The organism is Mediterranea massiliensis (genome assembly GCF_900128475.1).
Lineage (GTDB): Bacteria > Bacteroidota > Bacteroidia > Bacteroidales > Bacteroidaceae > Bacteroides > Bacteroides massiliensis_E.
This window is the reverse complement of sequence record NZ_LT635838.1, coordinates 287,208-312,280: the sequence shown is the minus strand read 5'-3', so window position 1 is coordinate 312,280 and position 25,073 is coordinate 287,208. Positions and strand designations below refer to the sequence as shown.

At 51.9% G+C, this 25,073-nt stretch carries 17 protein-coding genes and 1 pseudogene; 11 read left to right on the top strand and 7 right to left on the bottom strand.

Annotated elements, in window-relative coordinates; genetic code table 11:
• The 4 genes and pseudogenes from BQ7483_RS17555 to BQ7483_RS11290 all read left to right on the top strand — a co-directional run.
• Positions 1-179 (top strand): annotated as a pseudogene (locus BQ7483_RS17555) (3-deoxy-D-manno-octulosonate 8-phosphate phosphatase); the annotation flags it as partial.
• A 78-nt stretch (positions 180-257) separates the two neighbouring features.
• Complete coding sequence (locus BQ7483_RS11300; protein ID WP_022021441.1) at positions 258-842, top strand: Maf-like protein; 585 nt, start codon at positions 258-260, stop codon at positions 840-842.
• Positions 842-2,203 (top strand): MATE family efflux transporter, encoded by a 1,362-nt coding sequence (locus tag BQ7483_RS11295; protein WP_072545962.1) that lies wholly within the window; start codon positions 842-844, stop codon positions 2,201-2,203. Before BQ7483_RS11300 ends, BQ7483_RS11295 begins: the two co-directional genes overlap by 1 nt.
• A gap of 251 nt (positions 2,204-2,454) precedes the next feature.
• Positions 2,455-2,763, top strand: a complete 309-nt coding sequence (locus BQ7483_RS11290; RefSeq protein WP_022021443.1) for a hypothetical protein — start codon at positions 2,455-2,457, stop codon at positions 2,761-2,763.
• A 93-nt stretch (positions 2,764-2,856) separates the two neighbouring features.
• On the opposite strand, the gene BQ7483_RS11285 is transcribed toward BQ7483_RS11290, so the two are convergent.
• Positions 2,857-5,055, bottom strand: a complete 2,199-nt coding sequence (locus BQ7483_RS11285; RefSeq protein ID WP_072545961.1) for a tetratricopeptide repeat protein — start codon at positions 5,053-5,055, stop codon at positions 2,857-2,859.
• Positions 5,056-5,328: 273 nt separating this feature from the next.
• On the opposite strand from BQ7483_RS11285, the gene BQ7483_RS11280 reads away from it, so the two are divergent.
• On the top strand, positions 5,329-6,696 hold the full coding sequence (locus BQ7483_RS11280; RefSeq protein ID WP_072546238.1) for an MATE family efflux transporter: 1,368 nt from the start codon (positions 5,329-5,331) through the stop codon (positions 6,694-6,696).
• Positions 6,697-6,797: 101 nt separating this feature from the next.
• Positions 6,798-7,439, top strand: coding sequence for a cytidylate kinase-like family protein (locus tag BQ7483_RS11275; protein WP_072545960.1), 642 nt, complete (start codon positions 6,798-6,800; stop codon positions 7,437-7,439).
• 101 nt (positions 7,440-7,540) lie between these two features.
• Here the strand turns inward: BQ7483_RS11275 and BQ7483_RS11270 are convergent, their stop codons facing one another.
• A complete protein-coding gene (locus tag BQ7483_RS11270) occupies positions 7,541-9,205 on the bottom strand; it encodes a putative transporter (RefSeq protein ID WP_022021447.1) in 1,665 nt (554 codons plus the stop codon).
• Between the two features lie 238 nt (positions 9,206-9,443).
• On the opposite strand from BQ7483_RS11270, the gene mutA reads away from it, so the two are divergent.
• Positions 9,444-11,315 (top strand): methylmalonyl-CoA mutase small subunit, encoded by a 1,872-nt coding sequence (gene mutA / locus BQ7483_RS11265; RefSeq protein ID WP_072545959.1) that lies wholly within the window; start codon positions 9,444-9,446, stop codon positions 11,313-11,315.
• A 1-nt stretch (position 11,316) separates the two neighbouring features.
• The gene (gene scpA, locus BQ7483_RS11260; protein WP_072545958.1) at positions 11,317-13,464 is read left to right on the top strand and encodes a methylmalonyl-CoA mutase; all 2,148 of its coding nucleotides are present in this window, start codon (positions 11,317-11,319) and stop codon (positions 13,462-13,464) included.
• 236 nt (positions 13,465-13,700) lie between these two features.
• On the opposite strand, the gene BQ7483_RS11255 is transcribed toward scpA, so the two are convergent.
• On the bottom strand, positions 13,701-14,099 hold the full coding sequence (locus BQ7483_RS11255; RefSeq protein WP_072545957.1) for an L-rhamnose mutarotase: 399 nt from the start codon (positions 14,097-14,099) through the stop codon (positions 13,701-13,703).
• Between the two features lie 403 nt (positions 14,100-14,502).
• Between BQ7483_RS11255 and BQ7483_RS11250 the strand changes: the two genes are divergently transcribed.
• Positions 14,503-16,680 carry a DNA topoisomerase 3 gene (locus BQ7483_RS11250; protein WP_072545956.1) on the top strand — a complete coding sequence of 726 codons (2,178 nt, stop codon included), beginning with the start codon at positions 14,503-14,505 and terminating at the stop codon, positions 16,678-16,680.
• Between the two features lie 9 nt (positions 16,681-16,689).
• Here BQ7483_RS11250 and BQ7483_RS11245 read toward each other — a convergent pair whose 3' ends face one another.
• Both BQ7483_RS11245 and aroC read right to left on the bottom strand, forming a co-directional pair.
• The gene (locus BQ7483_RS11245) at positions 16,690-18,042 is read right to left on the bottom strand and encodes a dipeptidase (protein ID WP_072545955.1); all 1,353 of its coding nucleotides are present in this window, start codon (positions 18,040-18,042) and stop codon (positions 16,690-16,692) included.
• Positions 18,043-18,267: 225 nt separating this feature from the next.
• Complete coding sequence (gene aroC / locus BQ7483_RS11240; RefSeq protein ID WP_072545954.1) at positions 18,268-19,344, bottom strand: chorismate synthase; 1,077 nt, start codon at positions 19,342-19,344, stop codon at positions 18,268-18,270.
• A gap of 345 nt (positions 19,345-19,689) precedes the next feature.
• Between aroC and BQ7483_RS11235 the strand changes: the two genes are divergently transcribed.
• Positions 19,690-21,159, top strand: a complete 1,470-nt coding sequence (locus BQ7483_RS11235; RefSeq protein ID WP_235847350.1) for a PCMD domain-containing protein — start codon at positions 19,690-19,692, stop codon at positions 21,157-21,159.
• A 420-nt stretch (positions 21,160-21,579) separates the two neighbouring features.
• On the opposite strand, the gene BQ7483_RS11230 is transcribed toward BQ7483_RS11235, so the two are convergent.
• Positions 21,580-22,377, bottom strand: a complete 798-nt coding sequence (locus BQ7483_RS11230) for a porin family protein (RefSeq protein ID WP_083535718.1) — start codon at positions 22,375-22,377, stop codon at positions 21,580-21,582.
• 22 nt (positions 22,378-22,399) lie between these two features.
• The gene (locus BQ7483_RS11225; RefSeq protein WP_072545952.1) at positions 22,400-23,563 is read right to left on the bottom strand and encodes a PCMD domain-containing protein; all 1,164 of its coding nucleotides are present in this window, start codon (positions 23,561-23,563) and stop codon (positions 22,400-22,402) included.
• Between the two features lie 147 nt (positions 23,564-23,710).
• Here BQ7483_RS11225 and BQ7483_RS11220 point away from each other — a divergent pair, with 147 nt between their 5' ends.
• Entirely contained in the window at positions 23,711-24,994 is a 1,284-nt protein-coding gene (locus BQ7483_RS11220; RefSeq protein WP_072545951.1) for an L-cysteine desulfidase family protein, read from the top strand.
• The last annotated feature ends 79 nt before the right edge of the window (positions 24,995-25,073 follow it).

Genomic DNA, 25,073 nt, shown 5'->3' with positions numbered 1-25,073 from the left:
TCCCAACTAGAAGTGTAAAAGAGACTGCCTGTCCTGGTTGCGTCTTCCGTGAGGTGAGGGGCGGGGCCCGCTACATCTCGTATGCCGATGGCGGTTATGGCGTGGGGCGTGACGTGGTGGAGCAGGTGCTCAAAGTACAGGGCCTCTGGCTGGCCGACGAGAAGGCTTTCGGCTGGTAAAATGGAATAGGAAGCCGAGGCGTCAGCCTACGGCTTCTTTCACTTCACTAACTTCCTTAACTCCTATATTTATTACTTATGCTGGACAATCTGAAGAAATACAAAGTGATACTGGCGAGCAATTCGCCCCGCCGCAAGGAACTGCTTTCGGGCTTGGGCATCGACTACGAGGTGCGCACCCTGCCCGATGTCGACGAATCCTATCCCGATACGCTTCAGGGCGGCGACATTCCCCTGTACATCTCCCGCGAGAAGGCGGCCGCCTATCGTGATCTGATGCAGGCCGACGAGTTGATGATAACGGCCGACACCATCGTGTGGCTGGACGGCAGGGTGCTGGGGAAGCCCCGTGACCGTGAAGATGCCTTGCAGATGCTCCGCGACCTGTCGGGCCACACGCACGAGGTGTTTACCGGCGTATGTATCACTACCACGAAGTGGCAGCGCAGCTTCGCGGCCCAGACTGAGGTGCGCTTCGCACAGCTGACGGAAGAAGAAATCGCTTGGTACGTGGATCATTACCGGCCGATGGACAAGGCTGGGGCCTACGGCGTACAGGAGTGGATCGGCTTCGTCGGCGTGGAGTATATTTCGGGCAGCTATTTCAACATCATGGGCCTGCCCGTGCAGCGGTTGTATCGTGAACTGAAGTCTGTAGAGTGATGCCAAATACACAGTACGAAGAACGTCTGGGTACCGACCGCATGTTGCCGCTGGTCTTCCGCATGGCTCTTCCGGCGGTGGCGGCCCAGTTGGTCAACCTGCTCTATACCTTGGTCGACCGTGTCTATATCGGCCACATCCCCGGCATCGGTACCGATGCGCTGGCAGGGGTGGGCGTGACGAGTTCGGTCATCATCCTCATTTCTGCCTTTTCGGCCATCGTGGCTGGGGGCGGCGCTCCACTGGCTGCCATCGCCCTGGGGCAGGGACACCGCGAGCGGGCGGGGAAGATACTGGGCAACGGCTTTGTGCTGCTGGTGCTCTTTGCGGTAGTCACTTCGGCTGTTTCCTATCTGTTCATGAAACCTATCCTGACTTCCATCGGCGCTTCGTCCCATACGCTGCCCCATGCGGTAGACTGTCTTTCCGTCTACCTGCTGGGTACGCTCTTTGTCGAGGTGGCCGTGGGACTCAATACGTTCATCAACTGCCAGGGGCGTCCAGGCGTGGCCATGTGTTCGGTCATCATCGGGGCGGTGCTCAACATTGTGCTCGACCCTCTTTTTATCTTCACCTTCGGTATGGGGGTGAAAGGGGCGGCGTTGGCCACCATCCTGTCGCAGGCGTGCAGTGCCGTGTGGGTACTGGTGTTCCTCACTTCCCGACGGGCCTCGTTGCAGCTCGAGCGCAAGTATCTGCGGCTGGACCGTCGCATCGTGGGGGCTACGTTGGCTTTGGGCCTTTCGCCCTTCATCATGGCCAGCACCGAAAGTCTGGTGGGCTTTGTGCTGAACGGCAGTCTGGAACGCTACGGCGACATCTACGTCAGTGCGCTGGCGGTGATGCAGGCAGCCATGCTCTGTGTCAGCGTGCCGCTGACGGGCTTTGCTCAAGGGTTTGTTCCCGTAGCCAGTTACAATTACGGTCATGGTAACCGTGAGCGGGTGAAGGAGTGCTTCAAGATAGTGGTGACGGTGATGTTCCTTTTCAATTTTCTGCTGGTATTGCTGATGATACTCTTTCCTTCTGTGGTATCGGCCATCTTTACAGACGACGTACGTCTGACGGAGACCGTTGGACACACGATGCCGGTCTTTTTGGCCGGTATGACCATCTTCGGCCTGCAACGTGCCTGCCAGAACATGTTTGTCGCTTTGGGGCAGGCCAAGGTGTCCATCTTCATCGCCCTGCTCCGCAAGGTCATTCTGCTGGTTCCGCTGGCCCTGTTGCTGCCTCGGTGGATGGGTGTGATGGGCGTCTTTGCTGCTGAAGGAATCTCTGATGCCGTGGCTGCCATCTGCTGTACCACGATTTTCGCTTTCTTCTTTCCAAGGATATTGGCACGGATGAAGGTTGCATAGTCTTTCGAGAGTTTAATTTTATATATACTGCTGTAGATTTTACGTGACTTTTGCAGGAGCTTTTCCGCAGTTTTTGTGGCATAATTCCCCATTGTCATCAGGCTTTTGCCGAAGTAGATTTCTTAAATTCTTGCTTGATAGGCTCTTATGGGTTCGGATTGTTTTTGGCATTCGGTTTGCCCTTAGTTAGGCAGATAGCTTGATCAACTATTCTATTCAATTAGAGTTTTAACTATTTAAATTTTAAGGTTATGAAGAAATTGTTTTTTGTAGCAGTGATGGCAATGAGTTTGGGAACTGCAGCATTTGCAGCGACAGTCAATATCCAGGAAGTGAAAACCGTTCAGGTAATGGACGATTTTGTTACCATCAAGTTGGAGGAAGTTCCTCAAGCAGTAGCTGATGCAATAGCCAAGGCTTATCCTAACCAGACGTTGAAAGGCGCTGCTGTACGTCAGGATGAAGAGTCGGGAACGTGGATTTATAAGCTGACGCTGGAGTCGGAAGACGGCACTGAATCGGCTGTTCTTTTCACCGACAAGGGTGAGGAAATCAAGTGACCTCTATTGTCCGTTAAGTAATTTGTCTGAAGCGGCAGGTCGGAAACCCAATCGTGGTTTCCGGCCTGTTTCTTTTTGTGTTGGAGGGAGTGTTCAACCTGCGATATCCAGCATCAGCGGTATGTCTTCTTCGCGGATGCCATGTTGTACGAGGATGTCGCGGTCCTTGTCGAACAGTTCCAGAAATTGAGTCTTGCTGCCGCAAAGCGTGATGGCTTTCCCGTAGCGTGTGGCAGCTGTCTCCAGTTGTCCTTGCGCCCAAGCTACGTGTCCGGCGTTGAGCCAGTCGGTCGGTAGCGCCTGTTCGTCCTGTAGCAATTTCTGGTAATATTTTTCGGCTTGTCCATACTTCCTGCTCATAAAGGAGCACCAGGCTATCCCTCTCCATGCCTTGAGGGAGTGGCTGTCCAGGAAATCCATCTTGAAGAAATATTGCAGGGCTTCCTTGTATTCCTCCAGTTCGGCGTGGCAGCTTCCGGCAAAGAACAGGATGTTGGCGTTTTCGGGCTGTATGTTTTCGGCTTTCCGGTAATATTCCAGTGCTGAGCCGAAGTCGTGCATCTGCCGGTAGCATGTGGCCAGGTGGCGGATGGTCCACACATGGTCGGGTTTCAGAATGTCGGCTTTCCTGTACGCCTGTACGGCTTCGGCATATCTTCTTTCCTTTTGCAGGCAGTATCCGGACTTTTGGAGGAGGTCGGCATCGGTTTCATAGGTCGTTTCCAACCGCTGATAGAGGTCGAGCACTTCGGGATAATGCTCTTTGCGGAAATGGAAGTCGGCAACGGACTTCAGCAGCTCCGGCTTGTCCAAGATGCCTTTCAGAAGGGGGATGCGATGGAAGGTAAAAGGAGTCTGGAAGGGATCGCGGAACTCGCGGCGCCGGTAGCAGAGCTTGAAGAAACGGTACAGGTCGTGGATGTACTGGTTACTGATGACTTCGGGACGTTCGGAATATTGTTTCAGCGTCTTGGCCTGCTCGTTGTCCATCATGTCGTTCAGTTCCTGCGGTGTGAGCTGGTGCAGCATGAGGTTGCGCTGCGACTGCGGCAGCTGAGCCATGGTGAAGCAGAGCGAATACTTGTCGCTGTTGCAGAAGAAGCCCGATTGCAAAACCATGTTCAGCACAACGTTGTCGCCTGATGTAGAAGGACCGAACAGGTTGGCTACACTGGAGTGAAGCTGGTCGAACGGATAGAACCAGTTGTGCAGCTGCCCGAAGAACGGACCCGACTTCAGTTGGGCAAAGGTGCTCATGTAGATGTCGGCTCCTTCCATCTGTAGCTCGTTCATTTCACGAATCTTGTCTCCAAGTCCCGATTTCTCGAAGGCCTGTTCCCAGTCTGGATTACGGTCGTTCTCGTCGGCCGTTTCTTCCAGCCCCAGCTTCATGCCTTTGATTTTGCTGACATTCTTGATCATTTCAGGAATGATTTCTTCCCGCATCTTTTTGTCTATTTTTTCCGTTTCCTGGCTTTGCAGCAGTTGCAGGCCGATGCGGTTCAAGTCCTTGCCCAGTTGCCCGTTTTCGTCGAGCAGGCTCAGGCGTACCGCCAGTTCGGGGTAGAGCTGGCTGCGTTCGGGATATGTGTTCAGGGTCAGCAGGAGTCCGGTCAGAGCCCGTTGTGCGACGATGGCTTCCGCATGTCCACAGGCATCGAGCAGCCACAGGCATTTGCGGATGTCAAAGCAGGCTTGTAGGCTCATGGTGACGGCGCTCACGAGTAGCCCCAGGTCAATGGATCGCAGGAGCTCTGAGTTCAGGAACGCTTGGGTCTGGGCGTTTTCTTCCGCACTCCATTCGCTGTTTCCCCACACGGCTTGGAACAGGTTCCGGTTGGTGTCTTCGTGACGTTTCAGCAGTTGGGACAGGTTGTTGTTACTGTCGGCCATCAGGCGGCATACGGCTACGTCGTCCTGAAAAGTTTCCAGAGTATGCAGCCATTCTTCCAGTCGGTTGCCTGTCTGGCGGCTTTTGTGGTGAAGATACTGATAGAAGCCGGAGGTAGCGATATCATCCAGCAGGACCAGTTGGGCCTGGTCGGCGATGGTCCATGTTTCAGCCAGCAGTTGGAGGTAAAGCTTGTGGCGCTGAGGATCGTCTGTGCCTTGCTTCATGTATTGGAGCATGTAGTGGTACGATGTCTGCGCTTGTTCCAGCCTGTTGTGCAGGGACCAGTCGGCGCATGTTTCCAGCAGGGCGGCCAGTTGGGTTTGTGCTTCTTTCAGCCGTCGGTCTTCCAGCAGGTGGATGATGCCTTCATGTTGTTCTTTGATGGTTCGTTCGTCCATAAGCATGTGTATGTGGGTGTGCAATCGATGCGCAAAGATAGTGCAAACCGAGAGAAGCGCAAAGCGAAAACATAGTTTTCAGCTGTCGATTCCGAGTTGCGACTTATCTTATGAAAAGAGAGGACAATTCTATATGGATTTCCATGGGTTTGTTCAGAATAATGGAGAGGTCGGAGAATATCTTTCAACTTGTTTTAAGAGGTGTGAAAAGATGTGTCGGTTCTGCCTGAAATTGTCTACCTTTGCAGTCGTAGAAACAATTCGTTGGAAGATATGGCAGGATTGAAGACTCCCACAGCGTTGGGCACAGAAAACATTGGAAAGCTGCTGATGCAGTATGCCGTTCCCGCAATTATTGCGATGACGGCCTCGTCTCTGTATAATATGGTGGACAGCATCTTTATCGGTCACGGTGTGGGGCCGCTGGCTATCTCCGGTCTGGCGTTGACCTTCCCGTTGATGAACCTGGCGGCGGCTTTCGGTTCGTTGGTTGGTGTCGGAGCTGCTACTCTGGTGTCGGTCAAGCTGGGACAGAAGGATTATGATACGGCCCAACGTGTGTTGGGCAATGTACTGGTGTTGAACATTCTGCTGGGTGTGGCCTTTACGTTGGTCGTAATGCCTTTTCTTGATCCAATTCTCTATTTCTTTGGGGGCAGTGATGCGACTGTGCCATACGCACGCGACTACATGGAGATTATCCTTATAGGCAATGCCGTCACCCATCTCTATCTTGGGTTGAATTCTGTCTTGCGTTCGGCCGGCCATCCCCAGAAAGCCATGTATGCGACGGTGGCTACGGTGATTATCAACACCATTCTCGACCCGGTGTTCATATATGGATTCGGGTGGGGAATACGGGGTGCCGCCATTGCTACGATATTGGCCCAGATCATAGCCTTGGTCTGGCAGTTGAAGCTGTTCAGCAACCGTGACGAGCTGTTGCATTTCCATCGGGGTATCTTCCGGCTGAAGCGGAAGATTGTATTCGATTCCTTGGCAATCGGTATGTCACCGTTCCTGATGAATATAGCCGCCTGTTTCATTGTTATTCTGATTAACCAGGGGTTGAAACGTTATGGTGGGGATTTGGCCATCGGAGCCTTTGGGATTGTGAACCGTTTGGTGTATATTGTGGTCATGATTGTGATGGGGTTGAACCAGGGCATGCAGCCCATTGCCGGATATAATTATGGTGCACAGCAGTATTCCCGTGTAACCAAGGTCTTGAAAATGACTATTGTTTATGCTACTGTTGTCACCACGGTGGGGTTTGCCATAGGAATGGCATTTCCCAGGCTGGTTGTGAGTATCTTTACCTCCGATACTGAGCTGATAGATATTTCTGCCCGTGGCTTGCGTATCATCATCCTGTTTTTCCCTATTATAGGTTTCCAGATGGTGACTGCCAATTTCTTTCAGAGCATCGGCATGGCTGGAAAGGCCATCTTTCTGTCACTTTCGCGTCAGTTGTTGATTTTGTTGCCCTGCTTGCTCATTCTGCCCCATTTCTTTGGGGAGCTGGGTGTATGGGTCAGCATGCCGGTTTCCGATTTGCTGGCCAGCCTGGTTGCGGCACTGATGCTGATGATGCAGTTTAGGAAGTTCCACAAGGCTTCCCAAGAACCTGTGTCTGATTGATGGTTGTAATTGGGGAGAAACATTTTTTCTTTTGCATTCGTTCTTTTACGCAGGATTTTTTATATTTGCCTGCGACAAACATGAATTAAGAATAAAGGTTTATGGAGCATTTTGTAGTGAATATCGGCCGTCAGTTGGGTAGTGGCGGACGTGAAATCGGTGAACGTCTGGCCCAGCGGCTGAACATTTCTTTTTATGACAAAGAGTTGATACAGCTGGCTTCCGAAGAAAGCGGCTTGTGCCGGGAGTTCTTTGAGAAAGCTGACGAACGTCCGTCACAGGGCATTATGGGCGGTTTGTTCGGCATGCGTTTCCCGTTTATTGGCGACGGTACCATTCCTACCAACAACTGTTTGAGCAACGACTCCTTGTTCAAGGTGCAGAGCGATGTGATCCGTCGGCTGGCGCACGAGAAGTCTTGTCTTTTTGTGGGGCGTTGTGCCGACTATATCTTGCGCGACCATCCGCGTTGTGCCAATATATTCATTTCTTCCACGCCCGAAGATCGGGCAGCCCGCCTGTGCCGCATTCATGGTTTCTCGGAAGAGGAAGCGGAGGAAATGATGGCTAAGGCCGACAAGAAACGTTCGGAATATTACAACTATTACAGCAATAAGACGTGGGGAGCGGCAGCCACGTATCATCTCTGCGTCGATTCGTCGGTGCTGGGCATTGCCGGTACGGTGAATTATGTCGAAGAGTTTGTCCGCAAGAAACTGAATCTGGAGATTACCGTCCGCTGACAAGACGGTGATACCCGGAGTGGGGATAATACAATCAGGCGCGGGTTATAGGAAAATTTCCTGTAATCCGCGCCTGATGTTATAGGGATGTCGTTTCTTGGCTATAGCATGGCCAGCAGAATCATTTGACCGGCGATGATGCGCAGGAACATGGACAACGGGTAGACGGTAGAGTAGCCTACGGAAGGTGCGTCGTTGCCTGATACCTGGTTGGCATAAGCCAATGCGGGCGGGTCGGTGGTACTACCGGCAATCAGACCCATCAGGGTGAAATAGTTGACTTTGTAGTACAGACGTGCCACAATGCCGATAATCAGCAGGGGGATGACGGTGATAAGGAAGCCGTAGCCCACGTACAGCAGGCCGTCGCCATGAACCACGGTCTGTACGAAATGTTCGCCCGCTTCGATGCCCACACTGGCCAGGAAGAGGACGATGCCGATTTCACGCAGCATCAGGTTGGCGCTCATGGTGGTGTATGTCACCAGTTTCAGTTTGTGTCCGAAACGGCCGATGAGGATGGCTACTACCAGCGGACCGCCGGCCAGACCCAGCTTGACTGGTGTAGGCATGCCCGGGAAAGCGATGGGAAGGCTTCCCAAAACGATGCCGAGGAAGATACCCACAAAGATGGTCACGATATTGGGAGTATCGAGTCGTTTCAGTTGGTTGCCCAATACACCTGCCACGCGTTCTACCGCATCCTGCTGTCCTACGACCATGACGCGGTCTCCCACCTGGAGAATCAGGTTGGGGTCGGCAAACAGGTCCATACCCGAACGGTTGACGCGGGTCACGTTTACACCATACATGCTGCGGAAGTGCATGCTGCCCAGCTTTTTGCCGTTGACTTCCGATTTGGTGACCAGAATACGTCTGGAAACCATCGGCATGTCTTGCTTTTCCCAGTCTACCTGGATTTCCTTGCCGATAAAGGCCGTAATGGCTTCGGCATCCTCTTCCGAGCAGACGATGAACAACTGGTCGCCTGTGTGGAATACCGTTTCATGGTTGGGAATGCTGACGTGTCCTTCGTGGCGCATACGGGAGCAGACAAACGGACGTCCCAGAAAATCCTTCACTTGCATCAAGGTCTTCCCGTTGATGGATTCGTTGCGTACTTCCAGATGCATGTTGTGCGGCTTGTGCTTGGTGTCGGCATCTTGTGTCTTGATTTGTTCTTCTTCTTTAGCGAAGGAGATGCGGAAGATGTAACGGATGGCGATGATGGAACCGATGATGCCCACTACACCGAGCGGATAAGCGCAGGCATAACCCAAGGCAATGGGCTCACCCGTGTAGTTCAGCTGGTTCAGTGCCTCTTGTGCGGCACCCAGACCGGGAGTGTTCGTCACTGCACCGTACAGGATACCGATCATCATCGGCAACTCCACGCGTCCGTTGGCCAGGAAATAGATGGCCAGTGTCACCACGATGTTCAGCAGGACGATGCCTACTGCCAGCAGATTCAGTGTCATGCCACCCTTCTTGAAGGACGAAAAGAAAGAAGGACCCACCTGCAGACCTATGCAGAATACAAACAGGATAAGGCCGAATTCGCGCAGGAAATGCAGGATATGGATTTCTCCTGTAAATCCGAAATGTCCCATCAGAATGCCGGTGAAGAGCACGAACGTGACTCCCAAGGACACTCCGAAGAACTTGATCTTGCCCAATAATACGCCCAATGATATCACAAAGGCATACAGGCAGACGATGTGGGCTACCGATGCCGGATCCCACAACAAGCTTTCTAACCAATTCATAGTATTTTTATTCTTACATCTATTAATATAAAATACAAGCCGCAAAATTACTTAATAATGCAATTATCGCCAAAGTTTTTTCTTGGTTTTTCCATTTTGGCATGTCGAGTTGACACTTGGTCAACGTGACGTGCGAAATTTCGCTAAAAAACATGGTCTTTCATTTGATTTGACTATATTTGCATGTCTATTGACGACAAAATGAATTGTATTCATCATATTAATTTTTAAATAAACTATGGCAGACAGTAAAGAAAAACTCTTCTCGGACTTTTCTCCCGTAACCACCGAACAGTGGATGGAGAAAATAACAGCCGACCTGAAAGGCGCTGATTTTGAGAAGAAACTCGTTTGGAGAACAAACGAAGGATTCAAAGTGAAACCTTTCTACCGTAAGGAAGATCTGGAAGGACTGAAGACGACTGACGCACTTCCCGGCGAATTCCCTTATCTGAGAGGTAACAAGAAGGACAACAACGAGTGGCTGGTTCGCCAGGAAATTCGGGTGGACGACGTGAAGGAAGCCAATGCCAAGGCTTTGGATATCCTGAACAAGGGCATCGATTCTCTGTCGTTCCACGTGAAGGCCAAGGAACTGAATGCTGCTTATCTGGAGACTCTGCTTGACGGTATCTGTGCCGAGTGTGTGGAACTGAATTTCTCCACTTGCCAGGGACATGTAGTGGAACTTGCCAATCTGTTGGTGGAATACTTCCAGAAGAAGGGCTACGACCTGAACAAGCTGCAAGGCTCCATCAACTTCGACTATCTGAACAAGATGGTGGCCAAGGGCAAGGAGAAAGGTAGCCTGGTAGATACGGCAAAGGCGCTGATCGCCGCTACGGCTGCTCTGCCCGAATATCGCGTCATCAATGTGAATGCACTTACTTTGAACAATGCCGGTGCCTATATCTACCAGGAACTGGGATATGCATTGGCTTGGGGTAACGAATATATGAATCAGCTGACCGAAGCCGGCGTTCCGGCTGCGACGGTTGCCAAGAAAATCAAGTTCAATTTCGGTATCAGTTCCAATTACTTCCTGGAAATCGCCAAGTTCCGCGCCGGCCGTATGCTGTGGGCCGACATCGTGAACTCTTATCTGGCTGAAGGCGACTGCAAATGTGCCGCCCAGATGAAGGTTCATGCTGAAACATCCTCTTTCAACCTGACCATCTTCGACTCGTATGTGAACCTGCTCCGTACGCAGACCGAAGCCATGAGTGCCGCTCTGGCCGGTGTCGACTCCATGACGGTGGTTCCGTTCGACAAGGCATACGAGACTCCGAACGACTTCTCCGAACGCCTGGCACGCAACCAGCAGTTGCTGCTGAAGGAAGAGTCTCACTTCGACAAGGTAATCGATCCGGCTGCCGGTTCCTATTACATCGAGAACCTGACGGTATCCATCGCCAAGCAGGCTTGGGATTTGTTCCTGGCCGTTGAGGACGAAGGCGGTTTCTATGCCGCTGTGAAGGCCGGCAAGGTACAGGAAGCCGTGAATGCCAGCAACAAGGCCCGTCACGAGGCTGTGGCCAAGCGTAAGGAAATTCTGCTGGGTACCAACCAGTATCCTAACTTTACGGAACTGGCCGGTGACAAGCGTCCGTTGGAAGCCGTTTGCTGCTGTGGCGGCGGACACCACGATACGTGCGAGAAGGATGTTCCGACTCTGAACTTCGACCGTGCAGCCAGCGAATTCGAAGCTCTGCGCCTGCAGACCGAGGCTTCCGGCAAGCGTCCGAAAGCATTTATGCTGACTATCGGTAATCTGGCCATGCGTCAGGCCCGTGCACAGTTCTCCTGCAACTTCCTGGCTTGCGCCGGATACGAAGTGGTGGACAACCTGGGCTTCTCGAGTGTAGAGGAAGGTATCGATGCAGCCATGGCTGCCAAGGCCGATATCGTAGTGCTCTGCTCGAGCGATGATGAATATGCCGAATACGCTATCCCCGCCTTCAAGGCACTGAACGGCCGTGCCATGTTTATCGTGGCCGGAGCTCCTGCCTGCATGGGCGAGCTGAAAGCCGCCGGTATCGAGAATTTCATCCATGTCCGTGTCAACGTGCTGGAAACCCTGAAAGAATACAATGCTAAACTTTTGAAGTAAGATGAGAAAAGATTTTAAGAACGTAGATATATATGCCAACTTCAAGCCTGTCAACGGGGCTGAATGGCAGAAGGCTAACGGCATCCAGGCCAACTGGAAAACGCCGGAACATATCAATGTGAAGCCTGTTTATACCAAAGAGGACCTGGAAGGAATGGAACACCTCGACTATGCAGCCGGTATTCCTCCTTACCTGCGTGGCCCGTATTCCATGATGTACACCTTCCGTCCGTGGACGATCCGTCAGTATGCCGGTTTCTCCACAGCCGAAGAGTCCAACGCTTTCTACCGTCGTAACCTGGCTTCCGGTCAGAAAGGTTTGTCCGTAGCTTTCGACTTGGCTACTCACCGTGGTTATGACCCCGACAACGAACGTGTCGTAGGTGATGTCGGCAAGGCCGGTGTATCCATCTGCTCGCTGGAGAACATGAAAGTGCTCTTCGACGGCATTCCCTTGAACAAGATGTCTGTGTCCATGACCATGAACGGTGCCGTTCTTCCTGTCATGGCCTTCTACATCAACGCCGGACTGGAGCAGGGCGCCAAGCTGGAAGAAATGGCCGGTACCATCCAGAACGATATCCTGAAGGAATTCATGGTGCGCAACACTTATATCTACCCGCCAGCATTCTCCATGAAGATTATTTCCGATATCTTCGAATATACTTCCAAGAACATGCCCAAGTTCAATTCCATCTCCATCTCCGGTTACCACATGCAGGAAGCCGGTGCAACGGCAGACATTGAATTGGCTTATACCCTGGCCGACGGTTTGGAATACCTCCGTGCCGGTGTGGGTGCCGGATTGGACATCGACGCTTTCGCACCGCGTCTGTCCTTCTTCTGGGCCATCGGAACCAACCACTTCATGGAAATTGCCAAAATGCGTGCCGCACGTATGCTGTGGGCAAAGATTGTAAAGCAGTTCAACCCGAAGAATCCGAAGTCACTGGCACTGCGTACACACTCGCAGACGTCCGGCTGGTCGCTGACCGAACAGGATCCGTTCAACAACGTGGGCCGTACCTGTATCGAGGCCATGGCTGCCGCACTGGGTCATACGCAGTCTCTGCACACCAACGCCCTCGACGAGGCCATCGCCCTGCCGACCGACTTCTCTGCCCGTATCGCCCGTAATACGCAGATCTATATTCAGGAAGAAACCAACATCTGCAAGAATGTGGACCCGTGGGGCGGTTCCTACTATGTAGAGTCGCTGACCAACGAAATTGCCCACAAGGCTTGGGAGCACATCCAGGAAATCGAGAAACTGGGCGGTATGGCCAAGGCTATCGAGACCGGTATCCCCAAGATGCGTATCGAAGAAGCTGCCGCACGTACGCAGGCCCGTATCGACAGCGGCGCACAGACCATTGTCGGCGTGAACAAGTATCGTCTGGAGAAAGAAGCTCCGATTGATATCCTCGAGATTGACAATACCGCTGTTCGTCAGGAGCAGTTGGAGAACCTGAAGCGCTTGAAGGCAGAACGCAACCAGGCCGATGTAGACAAGGCTCTGGATGCCATCACCGAATGTGTGAAGACCGGCAAGGGCAACTTGCTGGAACTGGCCGTTGAGGCTGCCCGCGTTCGCGCTACTCTGGGTGAGATCTCGTATGCTTGCGAGAAAGTTGTAGGACGTTATAAAGCTGTAATCAGAACTATTTCAGGCGTGTATTCATCAGAAAGTAAGAGCGATGCAGACTTCGCCAAGGCATGTGAACTGTGCGAGAAGTTTGCCAAGAAGGAAGGCCGTCAGCCCCGTATCATGATTGCCAAGATGGGTCAGGACGGTCACGACCGCGGTGCCAAGGTGGTTGCAACCGGTTATGCCGACTGCGGTTTCGACGTAGATATGGGACCGTTGTTCCAGACTCCGGCCGAGGCTGCCCGCGAGGCTGTCGAGAACGACGTGCATGTAGTGGGCGTGTCTTCGTTGGCTGCCGGACACAAGACTTTGATTCCTCAAATCATTGCCGAGTTGAAGAAGCTGGGCCGCGAAGACATCGTAGTGATTGCCGGTGGTGTCATTCCTCCGCAAGACTATGACTTCCTGTACAAGGCTGGCGTAGCTGCTATCTTTGGCCCCGGTACTTCGGTTGCCAAGGCTGCTTGTCAGATTCTGGAAATCCTGTTGGACGAAGAATAATCTCCATCCGATAATGAATGGAAAAGAGGCTGTCTCAAAATTAAAAACAGAGATAAGTTTACTTACAATTTATAAGCTACAACATAAAAACCTCCTGCTTTTAGTCCTATAATTGCAATAAATAAGGGCTAAAGCAGGAGGCTTTTTATTACTAAGTTTCAATCTGTAAGATTATTACTTTTGAATTTCTATTTTGAGACAGCCTCTTTTTTGTTCAGGAATCTTGCAGACAGGCGTTATTCGTACAGGTGGAACATGCGGTCCATCAGCTGCCACTTCTCTGCGGAAGAGGCATGTGCGTCGGCCTGCTGGAAGATGGACATATAGGCTTCCCATTCTTCCTGTCGGGGCAGGGTGGCCAGGCGTTTCATGGCCGTATCCCAGTCAAAGTCGAGCGGCGTCTCTACAATCATGAACAGGCGGTTGCCCAGAATATAGATTTCCATTTCGAGGATGCCAACCTCGCGGATGCCTTGGATGATTTCGGGCCAGGCCTGTTCTTCGCTGTGGCGTTTGCGGTATTCGGCAATCAGTTCGGGGTTATCTTTCAGGTCCAGCGTCTGGCAGTAGCGTTTCACGGGCTGGTCATAGCTCTTTACGCGATAACCGGCTTCTTTTTCAGAGATTGTTTCCATATTGTTTTGACGGTTTGATGTTGAATGATGCACAAAGGTAAGAATTTCTTAACGGATTCTGCTTTGGGGGAGAGCGGAAATGACGAAGTGCTTCCTGACCCTCTCATGAAGTGCTTCCTTAGGGTGTCATGAAGTGCTTCGTGAGGAGGTAACAAAGCACTTCGTCAGAGGGTGACGAAGCACTTCCTTGGAGTGTACCGGCTTTTTTACCACAGATTACGCAGATTGTCACAGATTATCTGCCTGGCATGGATAGAAAAAATAAATCTGTGCCAATCTGTGTAATCTGTGGTGAGTTGTGGGCAAGATAGGCTGCATCTTGGAAACGAAAGCTGAAAACGATGTTTTCGCTTTGCGTTTCTCTCGGTTTGCACTATCTTTGCCTGTCAAATAATAGAAGGAAATGATAGTTTGTATTGCCGAAAAGCCTTCGGTGGCACGCGACATTGCCGATGTGCTGGGAGCGAAGGAGAAGAAAGACGGATATATCGAAGGGAACGGGTATCAGGTGACGTGGACGTTCGGCCACCTCTGTACCCTGAAGGAACCGCATGAATATACCCCGAGCTGGAAGGCGTGGAGTCTGGGCAGCCTGCCCATGATACCGCCCCGTTTCGGCATCAAGCTCATCAGCAATCCTACCTATGAGCGTCAGTTCCACGTCATCGAAGGACTGATGCAGAAAGCCGACATGATCATCAACTGCGGTGATGCCGGCCAGGAGGGAGAACTCATCCAGCGGTGGGTGATGCAGAAGGCGGGAGCGAAGTGCCCCGTGAAGCGCCTGTGGATTTCTTCACTGACCGAGGAAGCCATCCGCGAAGGATTCTCCAACCTGCGGGATGCCGCCGACTTCCAGCCTTTGTACGAAGCGGGCTTGAGCCGTGCCATCGGCGACTGGCTGCTGGGCATGAATGCCACGCGCCTGTACACCATGAAATACGGGCAGAACCGCCAGGTACTTTCCATCGGACGGGTACAGACACCTACGTTGGCCCTCATCGTGAACCGCCAGCTGGAGATACAGAATTTCGTACCCAAGCAGTACTGGGTGCTCAATACCGTCTACCGCGACACTTCTTTCTCGGCTCTCATCCGCAAGAGCGACGAAGAGCTGGCACTGGAAGCCGAGAAGCAGAAAGAAGCCCTGGCCGCCGGCAAGAAGCCCAAGAAGGAGGAAGAGAACCGCGGTATCGACCCCATAACTGACCGTGCGCGGGGCGAGGAGCTGCTAGCACGCATCAAGGACGCGCCGTTCACCGTCACCTCCGTGTCGAAGAAGGAGGGGCGTGAAGCCCCGCTCCGTCTGTTTGACTTGACCTCCCTGCAGGTGGAGTGCAACAAGAAGTTTGCCTACTCGGCCGACGACACGCTGAAGACTATCCAGTCGCTCTACGAGAAGAAGGTTACTACTTATCCTCGTGTAGATACTACCTTCCTGAGCGATGACATCTATCCCAAATGCCCTTCCACCCTGAAGGGGTTGCGGGGGTATGAAACCTGGACCGCACCGCTGGAGGGAACTACCCTGACGAAGTCGAAGAAAGTGTTCGACAATTCGAAGGTCACGGACCATCACGCCATCATTCCAACCGGCCAGCCCCCGGTCAACCTCACCGATGTAGAACGACGGGTGTTCGACCTTATAGCCCGCCGCTTCATCGCCGTGTTCTATCCCGACTGCCGTTTCTCGACCACGACTGTCCTGGGCGAGGCGGACGGAGTGGAGTTCAAGACATCCGGCCGGCAGATACTCGATCCGGGCTGGCGGGTGGTGTTCACGGCCAATGCTTCCGCGCAGGAAGGAGGTACTGACGAGGCGAATAAGGAGAATGGAGATGAAGACCGGGTGCTGCCTGCCTTTGTCAAAGGGGAGAGCGGTCCCCACGTGCCCGAGTTGGTGGAGAAATGGACGCAACCTCCGCGCCCCTACACCGAAGCTACCCTGCTCCGTGCTATGGAAACTGCCGGTAAGCTGGTTGACAATGACGAACTGCGTGATGCCCTGAAGGAAAACGGCATCGGCCGTCCTTCTACCCGTGCCGCCATTATCGAGACTTTGTTCAAGCGTAACTATATCCGCAAGGAGAAGAAAAATCTGATAGCTACTCCCACCGGGGTGGAGCTGATTCAAACCATTCACGAGGAACTGTTGAAGAGTGCCGAGCTGACGGGCATCTGGGAAAAGAAGCTGCGCGAGATAGAACGGCGCACCTACAACGCCGCCCAGTTCTTGGAAGAACTGAAGCAGATGGTGGCTGAGATTGTGACCAGTGTCTTGTCGGACAACAGCAACCGTCACATCACGGTACAGACACCGCCCGTAGCGGGCAAGGCAGCACGTAGCACCTCTTCTTCTGCCGACCAGCCGAAGAAGGAACCCCGCAAACGTTCTCCCCGCAAGAAGAAGGCCGAGGCTGCCGATGCAGGAACAGCTCCAGCTCCTACCGTGCAGTCCGATGAATGGGTGGGGCGTCCGTGTCCCTTGTGCGGCAAGGGTACCATTATCAAAGGAAAAACGGCTTACGGTTGCTCCGAGTGGCGCAATGGTTGTACTTTCCGTAAGCCGTTCGATGCTTGATCTGTCTGTTTAGTCGTAATTCAAGTGGAATTCTACCACCGCTTCGATGCCTTTGCGCAGGATGTCGAGCGGTATGTTCTCGTTGGGCGAGTGGATGGCGTTGCTTTCCAGTCCGAATCCCATCAGCACCGTCTTGATGCCCAGTACCTGCTCGAAGGTCGAGATGATGGGGATGCTTCCGCCGCGGCGTACGGCCAGCGGCTTCCGTCCGAACGCTTTCTCAAATCCCTTCTCGGCAGCCTGATAGGCGGGGAGGGTGATGGGGCAGACGTAGCCTTGCCCGCCGTGCATGGGCGTCACCTTTACCTGTACTGTAGCGGGGGCAATGCTCCGGATATAGTCGGCAAACAGCTGTGAAATCTTGTGGTGGTCCTGGTGCGGGACGAGGCGGCACGACACTTTGGCGTGGGCTTTCGACGGCAGCACCGTCTTCGAACCTTCGCCCGTATAGCCTCCCCAAATGCCGCAGATGTCGAACGACGGGCGGCAGCTGTTGCGTTCCAATGTGCTGTAACCTTTCTCGCCAAACAGTTCCTTCACTCCGATGGCGGCTTTATACTTTTCTTCGTCGAAGGGGATGTGGGCTATCATGTCGCGTTCGGCCTGCGGCACTTCCTCCACATCGTCGTAGAAGCCGGGAACGGTGATGCGGCCGTCGGCATCCACCACGCGGGCCAGCATTTGGCACAGCACGTTGATGGGGTTGGCCACCGCTCCGCCGAAGTGACCCGAGTGAAGGTCTCGGTTGGGCCCCGTCACTTCAATTTCCCAGTAGGCCAGTCCGCGCAGGCCGGTGGTCAGCGAGGGCAGATCGGCTCCCAGCATGCTGGTGTCCGACACAAGGATGACGTCGGCCTTGAGCAGATCCCGATGGTCCTGGCAGAAAGCCTCCAGACTGGGTGAACCGATTTCCTCCTCGCCTTCGAAGATGAACTTCACGTTGTGTGTCAGCAGGTTGTTCCGGACGAGGTATTCGAATGCTTTCACCTGGATGAACGACTGCCCTTTGTCATCATCGGCACCGCGGGCCCAAATGCGTCCGTCGCGCACTTCGGGTTCGAAGGGGGCGCTCTTCCACAGTTCCAGCGGTTCGGCGGGCATCACGTCGTAGTGGGCATAGATGAGGACGGTCTTCGCCTCTGGATTTACCGTCTTCTGGGCAAACAGCATCGGATTGCCCTGCGAGGGCATTACCATGGCCTCGTCGGCACCGGCTTCGAGCAGCAGTTGACGCCAGCGTTCGGCACAAGCCAGCATGTCGTCGTGGTGCTCGGGCTGGGCGCTGATACTGGGAATGCGGATGAGGCTGAACAGTTCGTCCAGCATGCGGGGTTCGTTTTCGGAGATGTAGGTCTTGATCATATTCGGATAGTTTCTCCCTCCGGCCTTGCATAGCAGGCAGGGGTGGTGGAAAGTTAAGAGTTATACATTATATTAATAAGGTGTACACTGTCTCTTTTCAGAAAGTGCTTTATCTTTCACTACACATTGCACAGGCTGGCACAAATATCTTAGACGCTCAGTTCAGATAATCTGTGGAAATCCGGGTAATCTGTGGTGAAAGTTTGTTTTAACACGTTTTCTTACTTACAGTTGTGTCGTTCTGTCTATCAGGTAGAAGTCCAGGATGGTCAGTGCCGCCATGGCTTCGACGATGGGTACGGCACGCGGCAGCACACACGGGTCATGACGTCCGCGGGCTTTCAGCGTGGTGTCCACTCCGTCGATGTTCACCGTATGCTGTTCCATCAGTACGGTAGCTACGGGCTTGAAGGCTACGCGGAAGTAGATGTCCTGTCCGTTGCTGATGCCTCCCTGTATACCTCCCGAGTGGTTGGTATGGGTAGTGATACGTCCGGCGTTGTTGTAGAACACGTCGTTCTGTTCCGACCCCTTCATTTTCAGTCCTTTGAAGCCGTCGCCGTACTCGAAGGCCTTGGCGGCGTTGATGCTCAGCATGCCGGAGGCCAGTGCTGCCTGCAGCTTGCCGAAGACCGGTTGTCCCAGTCCGACGGGACAGCCGGTGATGACACAAGTGATGACGCCGCCTATCGTGTCGCCTTCGGCTTTCACCTCAGTGATGAGTTTCTCCATCTCTTTCGCTTTTTCGGGATCGGGACAGCGTACGGGATTGGTTTCTATCAGGTCCAGGTCGTAGGCCGTATAGTTTTCTTCCAGTCGGATGGGGCCCACTTGCGAGGTGTAGGCCGTGATGCGTATGCCCAGTTGTCGCAGGGCCAGCTTGGCCAGTGCGCCGGCCACTACGCGCGAGATGGTCTCGCGTGCCGATGCACGTCCGCCTCCCCGGTAGTCTCGGATGCCATATTTGGTCTTATACGTATAGTCGGCGTGTGAAGGTCGGTAGACGTTCTTCATGTTGTCGTAGTCGCTCGAGTGTTGGTTCTCGTTCCATACGATGAAACCGATGGGGCAGCCTGTTGACTTGCCTTCGAAGATGCCGGACAGGAATTCTACCTTGTCTGCCTCTTTGCGGGGAGTGGTAAGGGCCGATTGTCCCGGCCGGCGGCGGTCCAGTTCTTTCTGTATAAAATCCATGTCGATGGTGATGCCTGCTGGAAATCCGTCGACAACACCGCCGATGCCTTTGCCGTGCGACTCACCGAAGCTGGTCAGGCGCAGGATGTTTCCGAATGAGTTGAACATAATCAGATGCTTTAAAGGGTTGTATCTAAGTTTTCTGTGCTTTAACGCTGTCTGAAACGGTATGTTTCAGTTGTATAAAAGTAAGCATTTGTTTTGAATATCGCAAATTTTGGTATTAAAATCTCTGTTCACCTGTCATTTTTAGGAATCTCTGTTTCGTTATAGCTGAATTGAAAATATTAAAAACAGAACACCTATTGACGTAAAAAGGACTTGTATAGCTCATTTAAAACCTGTTTCTTTGCAGTCGAAATGAAAAATAGAATATTATCAATTTAAGTCTAATTATTAACTAAACCAAAAATGAAAAAGAGTTTGCTTTATTTGTTTGCATTGATTTGTTCAATGGGAATTTTTACGGCTTGTAGTGACGACGATCCGGACTATACGCAGGTGATTGATACAGAAATCGCCGGCGGCTACAAGGGTGAGCTGGGAATAAATGTAGACGGAACGGATTTGGGTTCCTCGTATCAGAAGATTACTGTTGAAAAAGCCGGCGCTACGGCCATCAATCTGTATATTAAGGACTTTTCTTTTATGGGTATCCCTGTGGGAGATGTTGATCTCTTGAATTGCCCTCTGTCTGAGAACAGCGGTACTTATACGTTTACGGGCACTACTACGGTGAAGGTCGATGCTGCCGGTCTGGATGCTGCGGTCGATGCCCGGGGGGGCGTTGCCGGTGGCAAGCTGTCTCTGAATCTGGCTATCAAGGCTACGTTGGGTACGATGGAGCAGAATGTCAAAGTCACGTACCAGGGTACCAAACTGAGCGGAACGGAAGCTACGGGAGCCGACATTACATCGTTTACTTTTGACAACGAGGGGGTGACTGAACAACCGGTCATCAATGCCGACAATACCATTACGTTCAAGGTAGCCGAAGGCGCCGACATTACGAAGCTCGTCCCTGTGATTGTGGTGTCTGAGGGTGCTACGGTAACTCCAGCTTCGGGGGCAGCCCAAGACTTTTCCAACGGGAAGGTCGTTACTTACACTGTAGTGTCCGAGGATTATGGGACGACGAAAGTCTACAAGGCCTCGGTCTCGGGATTACAAAATGTGGTGTCATTTACATTTAACGAATGGGAAACGGTAGATTTGGGTGCCGATTACGAACCCTATAGCTTGCCACTGCCTCTGAACGTTTTGGCTACTCCCAATGAAGGTGCGCAACTGTTGAATTATAAGGCCAATCCTGTTGTTGGCTATCCGGTTGTCATAGAAGAAGAGGGATATGAAGGGAAAGCGGCAAAATTGGTGACACGTGACGCACGCAACACTTTGGCTGCCTTGGCCAAGGCCTATATTACAGCAGGTTCTGTGTTCACGGGTTCTTTTGAGTACAATCCGTTGGCAGCTTTACAGCCTGGCGGCGCTCTTAAAATGACTCATTTCGGTGTCGTTTATGACAAGAAGCCTTTAAAATTCAAAGGTGTATACAAATATACTCCCGGAACACCTTTCATCAGAACCGTTGACGGAGTGGCTACGGAAACGGACGAGGTAGATGAATGTGCTGTTCAGGCAGTGCTCTATACCATAACTTCGGAGGATGAAACATTGGACGGAAGCAATATCGACAGCGATGACGAACGTATCGTGGCAAGAGCCAGACTGGAAGACGGCACTGCCAAGAGTGACTGGACTGAGTTTGATTTGAACTTTACGTGGAAAGACGGCGTCACTTATGATGCCGAGAAAACTTATAAACTAGCTGTCATCTGTTCTTCGAGCAAAGATGGAGCCAACTTTAATGGTGCAGCCAACAGTACTTTGATAGTTGACAACCTGGAAGTCATCGGTGAATAATCCTGTTTTAATGGAATTGCAAAAGCTGCTTCTCTCATCGGAGCAGCTTTTTTTATCCCCTTCCCTTGTGCTTTTCATGTCATGAAAAATGAATGATGGAGGACGGAACGAATGTCCGTTGGATTTTCAGGCGTTTTTCAGGTAGTACCTGAAACCTTTTCAGGTTTAATCTGAAAGCCTTTCAGGCCCTACCTGAAGACCTTTCAGGTATGGACCTGAAAAGTATTCAGGTTTTAACAGAAAGCTACCTGAAAAAATAATATCTGTTTATCAGCGAGTTGGCTGATTTTCTGATTTGATGGGCATTGGAAGGGGAAGAAAAGGCAAAGTCCTTCGAACAGACGCACATGCTGTATATATTTTATACTATGTGCGACTGCCCGTAGGACTTTGTTGGATTATTGTTGGTGCAGGTTCTGATCAGAATGAATATCCGAATCCTACGTTCAGATAAATGGGATACATGGCGAAGGTGATGGTTTGGAAATCTTTCTGGAAGATGTCGTTCAGCCCCCAGGTCAGATCGGCATAAACATTCAGATGCTTGAAGGCACGCCATTCACCGCCCAGCTGTATGCCCCACTGGAATTTGTGCAGGTCGTTGGAGAAATCGTAGGTGGCGATGCTTTCTCCGGTAAAGTCCACCCGTTGTCCGGTGGCGTCGGGCGTGCGGAGGTGTCCTTCGTAGACGTGGCCGTTGAAGTTTCCGTCTATCATATAGGAGAAATAAGGTCCGGCGCTCAGTTTCCAGCGGTTGCCAATCTTGTAGTTGGCCAGTACGGGGACGGTCAGGTAGGAATTGTTGACCTTGGTCTTGACGTTGCCCGTCCAAAGGCCGGCGAGTGGCTTGCCGTTGTCGGCGTTGATAATCTCCATGTGATAGTTCTTTACGCCGGCATCGGTCGACATTTTTTTGCTTTCCAGTCTTATTCCGAAAGAGATTCCCCATATTTTCTTCTTGTCGAGCCACTTGGTCGTGTTCCCTTCGATGGAGATGGCCACTCCTCCGGGAGTGTAGCCGTTGATGTTTCTGATTTCTTCCGGAAGAGGCAGGGGAGAGGTGCCTCCTATGCTGAACCCGGCTTTCAATGCATATTCCCATCCATGCAGATAGGATTGGATGATACCATGGTTTCTGTCTTCCTGTGCATACACTTTCAGGCCTGCGAAAAGCAGGATGAGGGTCAGGGCGGTGATATGAGTCAGTCTGTTGTTCATAATGTTTTCACTTTGATGTCGTTTATTGGTTGTCCTCACAAATCAGTTCCACTTCGTCAATGTAGAGTGTACTTCCTACAGCTCCCTTGAAATAGGCGCCGCCGATGCTTGACGAGAATACAATTCCCAGCTTGTATTTTCCGTCTGCCAGTTTTTGCGCATCGATGCTCTTCCCGTTTTGCGGCTTGAAGGGAAGGTCAAAGTCTGTCCACGAATCAGATTCCACTGCCTGTGCCTGGTCGATACGCGCCAGCAGGACAATGCTAGGGTCCGTCAAGGCATTGCTTCCGTCGAGCATGAAGGAATTGTCTTCGGCTTCATACAGGATGGCATAGATGTCGAAGGAGTCCTGTTTGTTGCTTACGGTTTCGCCGTTTTCTGTATAGACCTCTCCGCGCTTGAACTTATAATGCCCTGTCAGCCGGGAAGGCGTCTTGTAGAACTGTACTCCGAAATGGGTGGCGGCCGGGGCATTGTTGAGGGCACTGCTCAGGTCGAACGAACCTATAAACAGGTTGCCGGCGGCAATGTGCATGCCCACCATGGCTCCAAAACTGCCTGTGCTGCATGTTTGTAGCTTGACGCATTTTCCTATGTATCCTTCATCGGCCTGTACGGTCGGGTATTCCTGCGGAGTGTTGGCAACCTTGGTCAATTCATATCCGGGATTGCCACTGCACCATTGCAGGGTCTGGAGCATACCGTCGGAGGTTACCGGTTCTTCCTCCAGCAATATATGGTAAGGTTCGTTGCTGTTCTGCAAGCGTTCGAAGTGATAACGGGTAGGTAGTTCCATCAGAATGATGTTGATCTGGTATTCCACGCTGTATGATTGGTCTTCCGAAGTGACCGTTACTTGACGGCTGTGACTGTTGTTGGTGAAATCGATGACAGCTGTATAGGTGCCGTCTTCGTTTCGGGTGAAGCCAGTGTCCCCTGCAGTCGGATTGGAAAGTTGGATGGTGGCTCCCTGGGGTATGGTGAATGTCAGTCTTTGCCGGGAGAGATCGGCACCTTTGTTGACATAGATGTTGAAGCCACGGTTGTTGTTGATGGTGTTGGTGAACTGCACGTCGGTTCCCGTGCATGCATCTATAGCTGCTTCCACATTCAGGGCTTCTTCCTGTATACAGGAGGACAAGGCGGCTGCCAGCAAAAAGCACGATAATAATTGTTTGACTTTCATGGAGTATGTTGATAAAATAAATAATGTGGCAAAGTTACATTTCTTTTTTGGATAATGCGGAACGAGGCGTTATATTTTATGTTTTCTGACTATTTGTTTAATAAAACGTTTTTCATACCTTTGCAAGGACTTAAATCAAGTGACAGAATGATAAACGAATCAGAAAGACGACAGATTATAGCACTCGTGAAACGTGAAGTGGTTCCGGCCATCGGATGTACGGAACCGATAGCTGTGGCTTTGTGTGTGGCCAAGGCGACGGAAACATTGGGCATGAAGCCCGAGAAAATCAACGTATGGCTCAGTGCCAATATCCTGAAGAACGCCATGGGTGTCGGCATTCCCGGAACAGGAATGATCGGGTTGCCCATTGCTATCGCATTGGGGGCCTTGATCGGAAAATCGGAATACCAGTTGGAAGTTCTGAAGGACAGTACATCCGAGGCAGTGGAAGCCGGCAAGCATTTCATTGATGAGAAGCGTATCTCTATAGCCTTGAAGCCGGACATTACGGAGAAACTGTATATTGAAGTGCGTTGTGAGGCCGGAGAGAATTGGGCGACGGCTATTATTGCGGGCGGGCATACTTCGTTTGTGTATGTGGCCCGTAACGGTGAAGTGCTGCTCGACAAGCAGGCCGCTTCCGGAGAGGAGGAAGAAGAGGCCGTCCTCGATTTGAACCTGCGCAAAGTGTACGACTTTGCCATGACAGCACCGTTGGACGAAATCCGATTTATCTTGGATACTGCCCGTCTGAACAAAGCGGCGGCCGAGCGTTCCTTTCAGGGAAACTATGGTCACGGATTGGGTAAGATGCTTCGCGGTACGTACGAGCATAAAGTGATGGGCGACAGTGTCTTTTCGCATATCCTTTCCTATACTTCGGGGGCTTGTGATGCCCGTATGGCTGGCGCCATGATACCGGTTATGAGCAATTCGGGCAGTGGAAACCAAGGTATTTCGGCTACACTTCCTGTGTTGGTATATGCCGAAGAAAACGGGAAGTCGGAAGAAGAACTGATTCGTGCCCTGATGTTGAGCCATCTGACAGTCATTTATATTAAAGAGAGCTTGGGGCGTCTGTCTGCGCTGTGTGGTTGTGTGGTGGCTGCTACGGGGTCCAGTTGTGGCATTACGTGGCTGATGGGCGGTACTTATGAGCAGATAACTTATGCCGTACAGAATATGATAGCTAATCTGACAGGAATGATTTGCGACGGTGCCAAGCCCAGTTGTGCCTTAAAAGTGACGACCGGTGTGTCTACAGCCGTTCTTTCTGCCATTATGGCGATGGAAAACCGCTGTGTCACTTCGGTAGAAGGCATCATAGATGCCGATGTCGACCAAAGCATCCGTAACCTGACCAAGATAGGATCGCAGGGAATGAACGAAACGGACAAGCTGGTGCTGGACATTATGACAAGCAAGTAGATGAAGAACTAAAGCTAAAAAATGAAGAATGAAGGATTTTCCTATATTATCAGACAAGGCATATACGAAAATTCTTCAT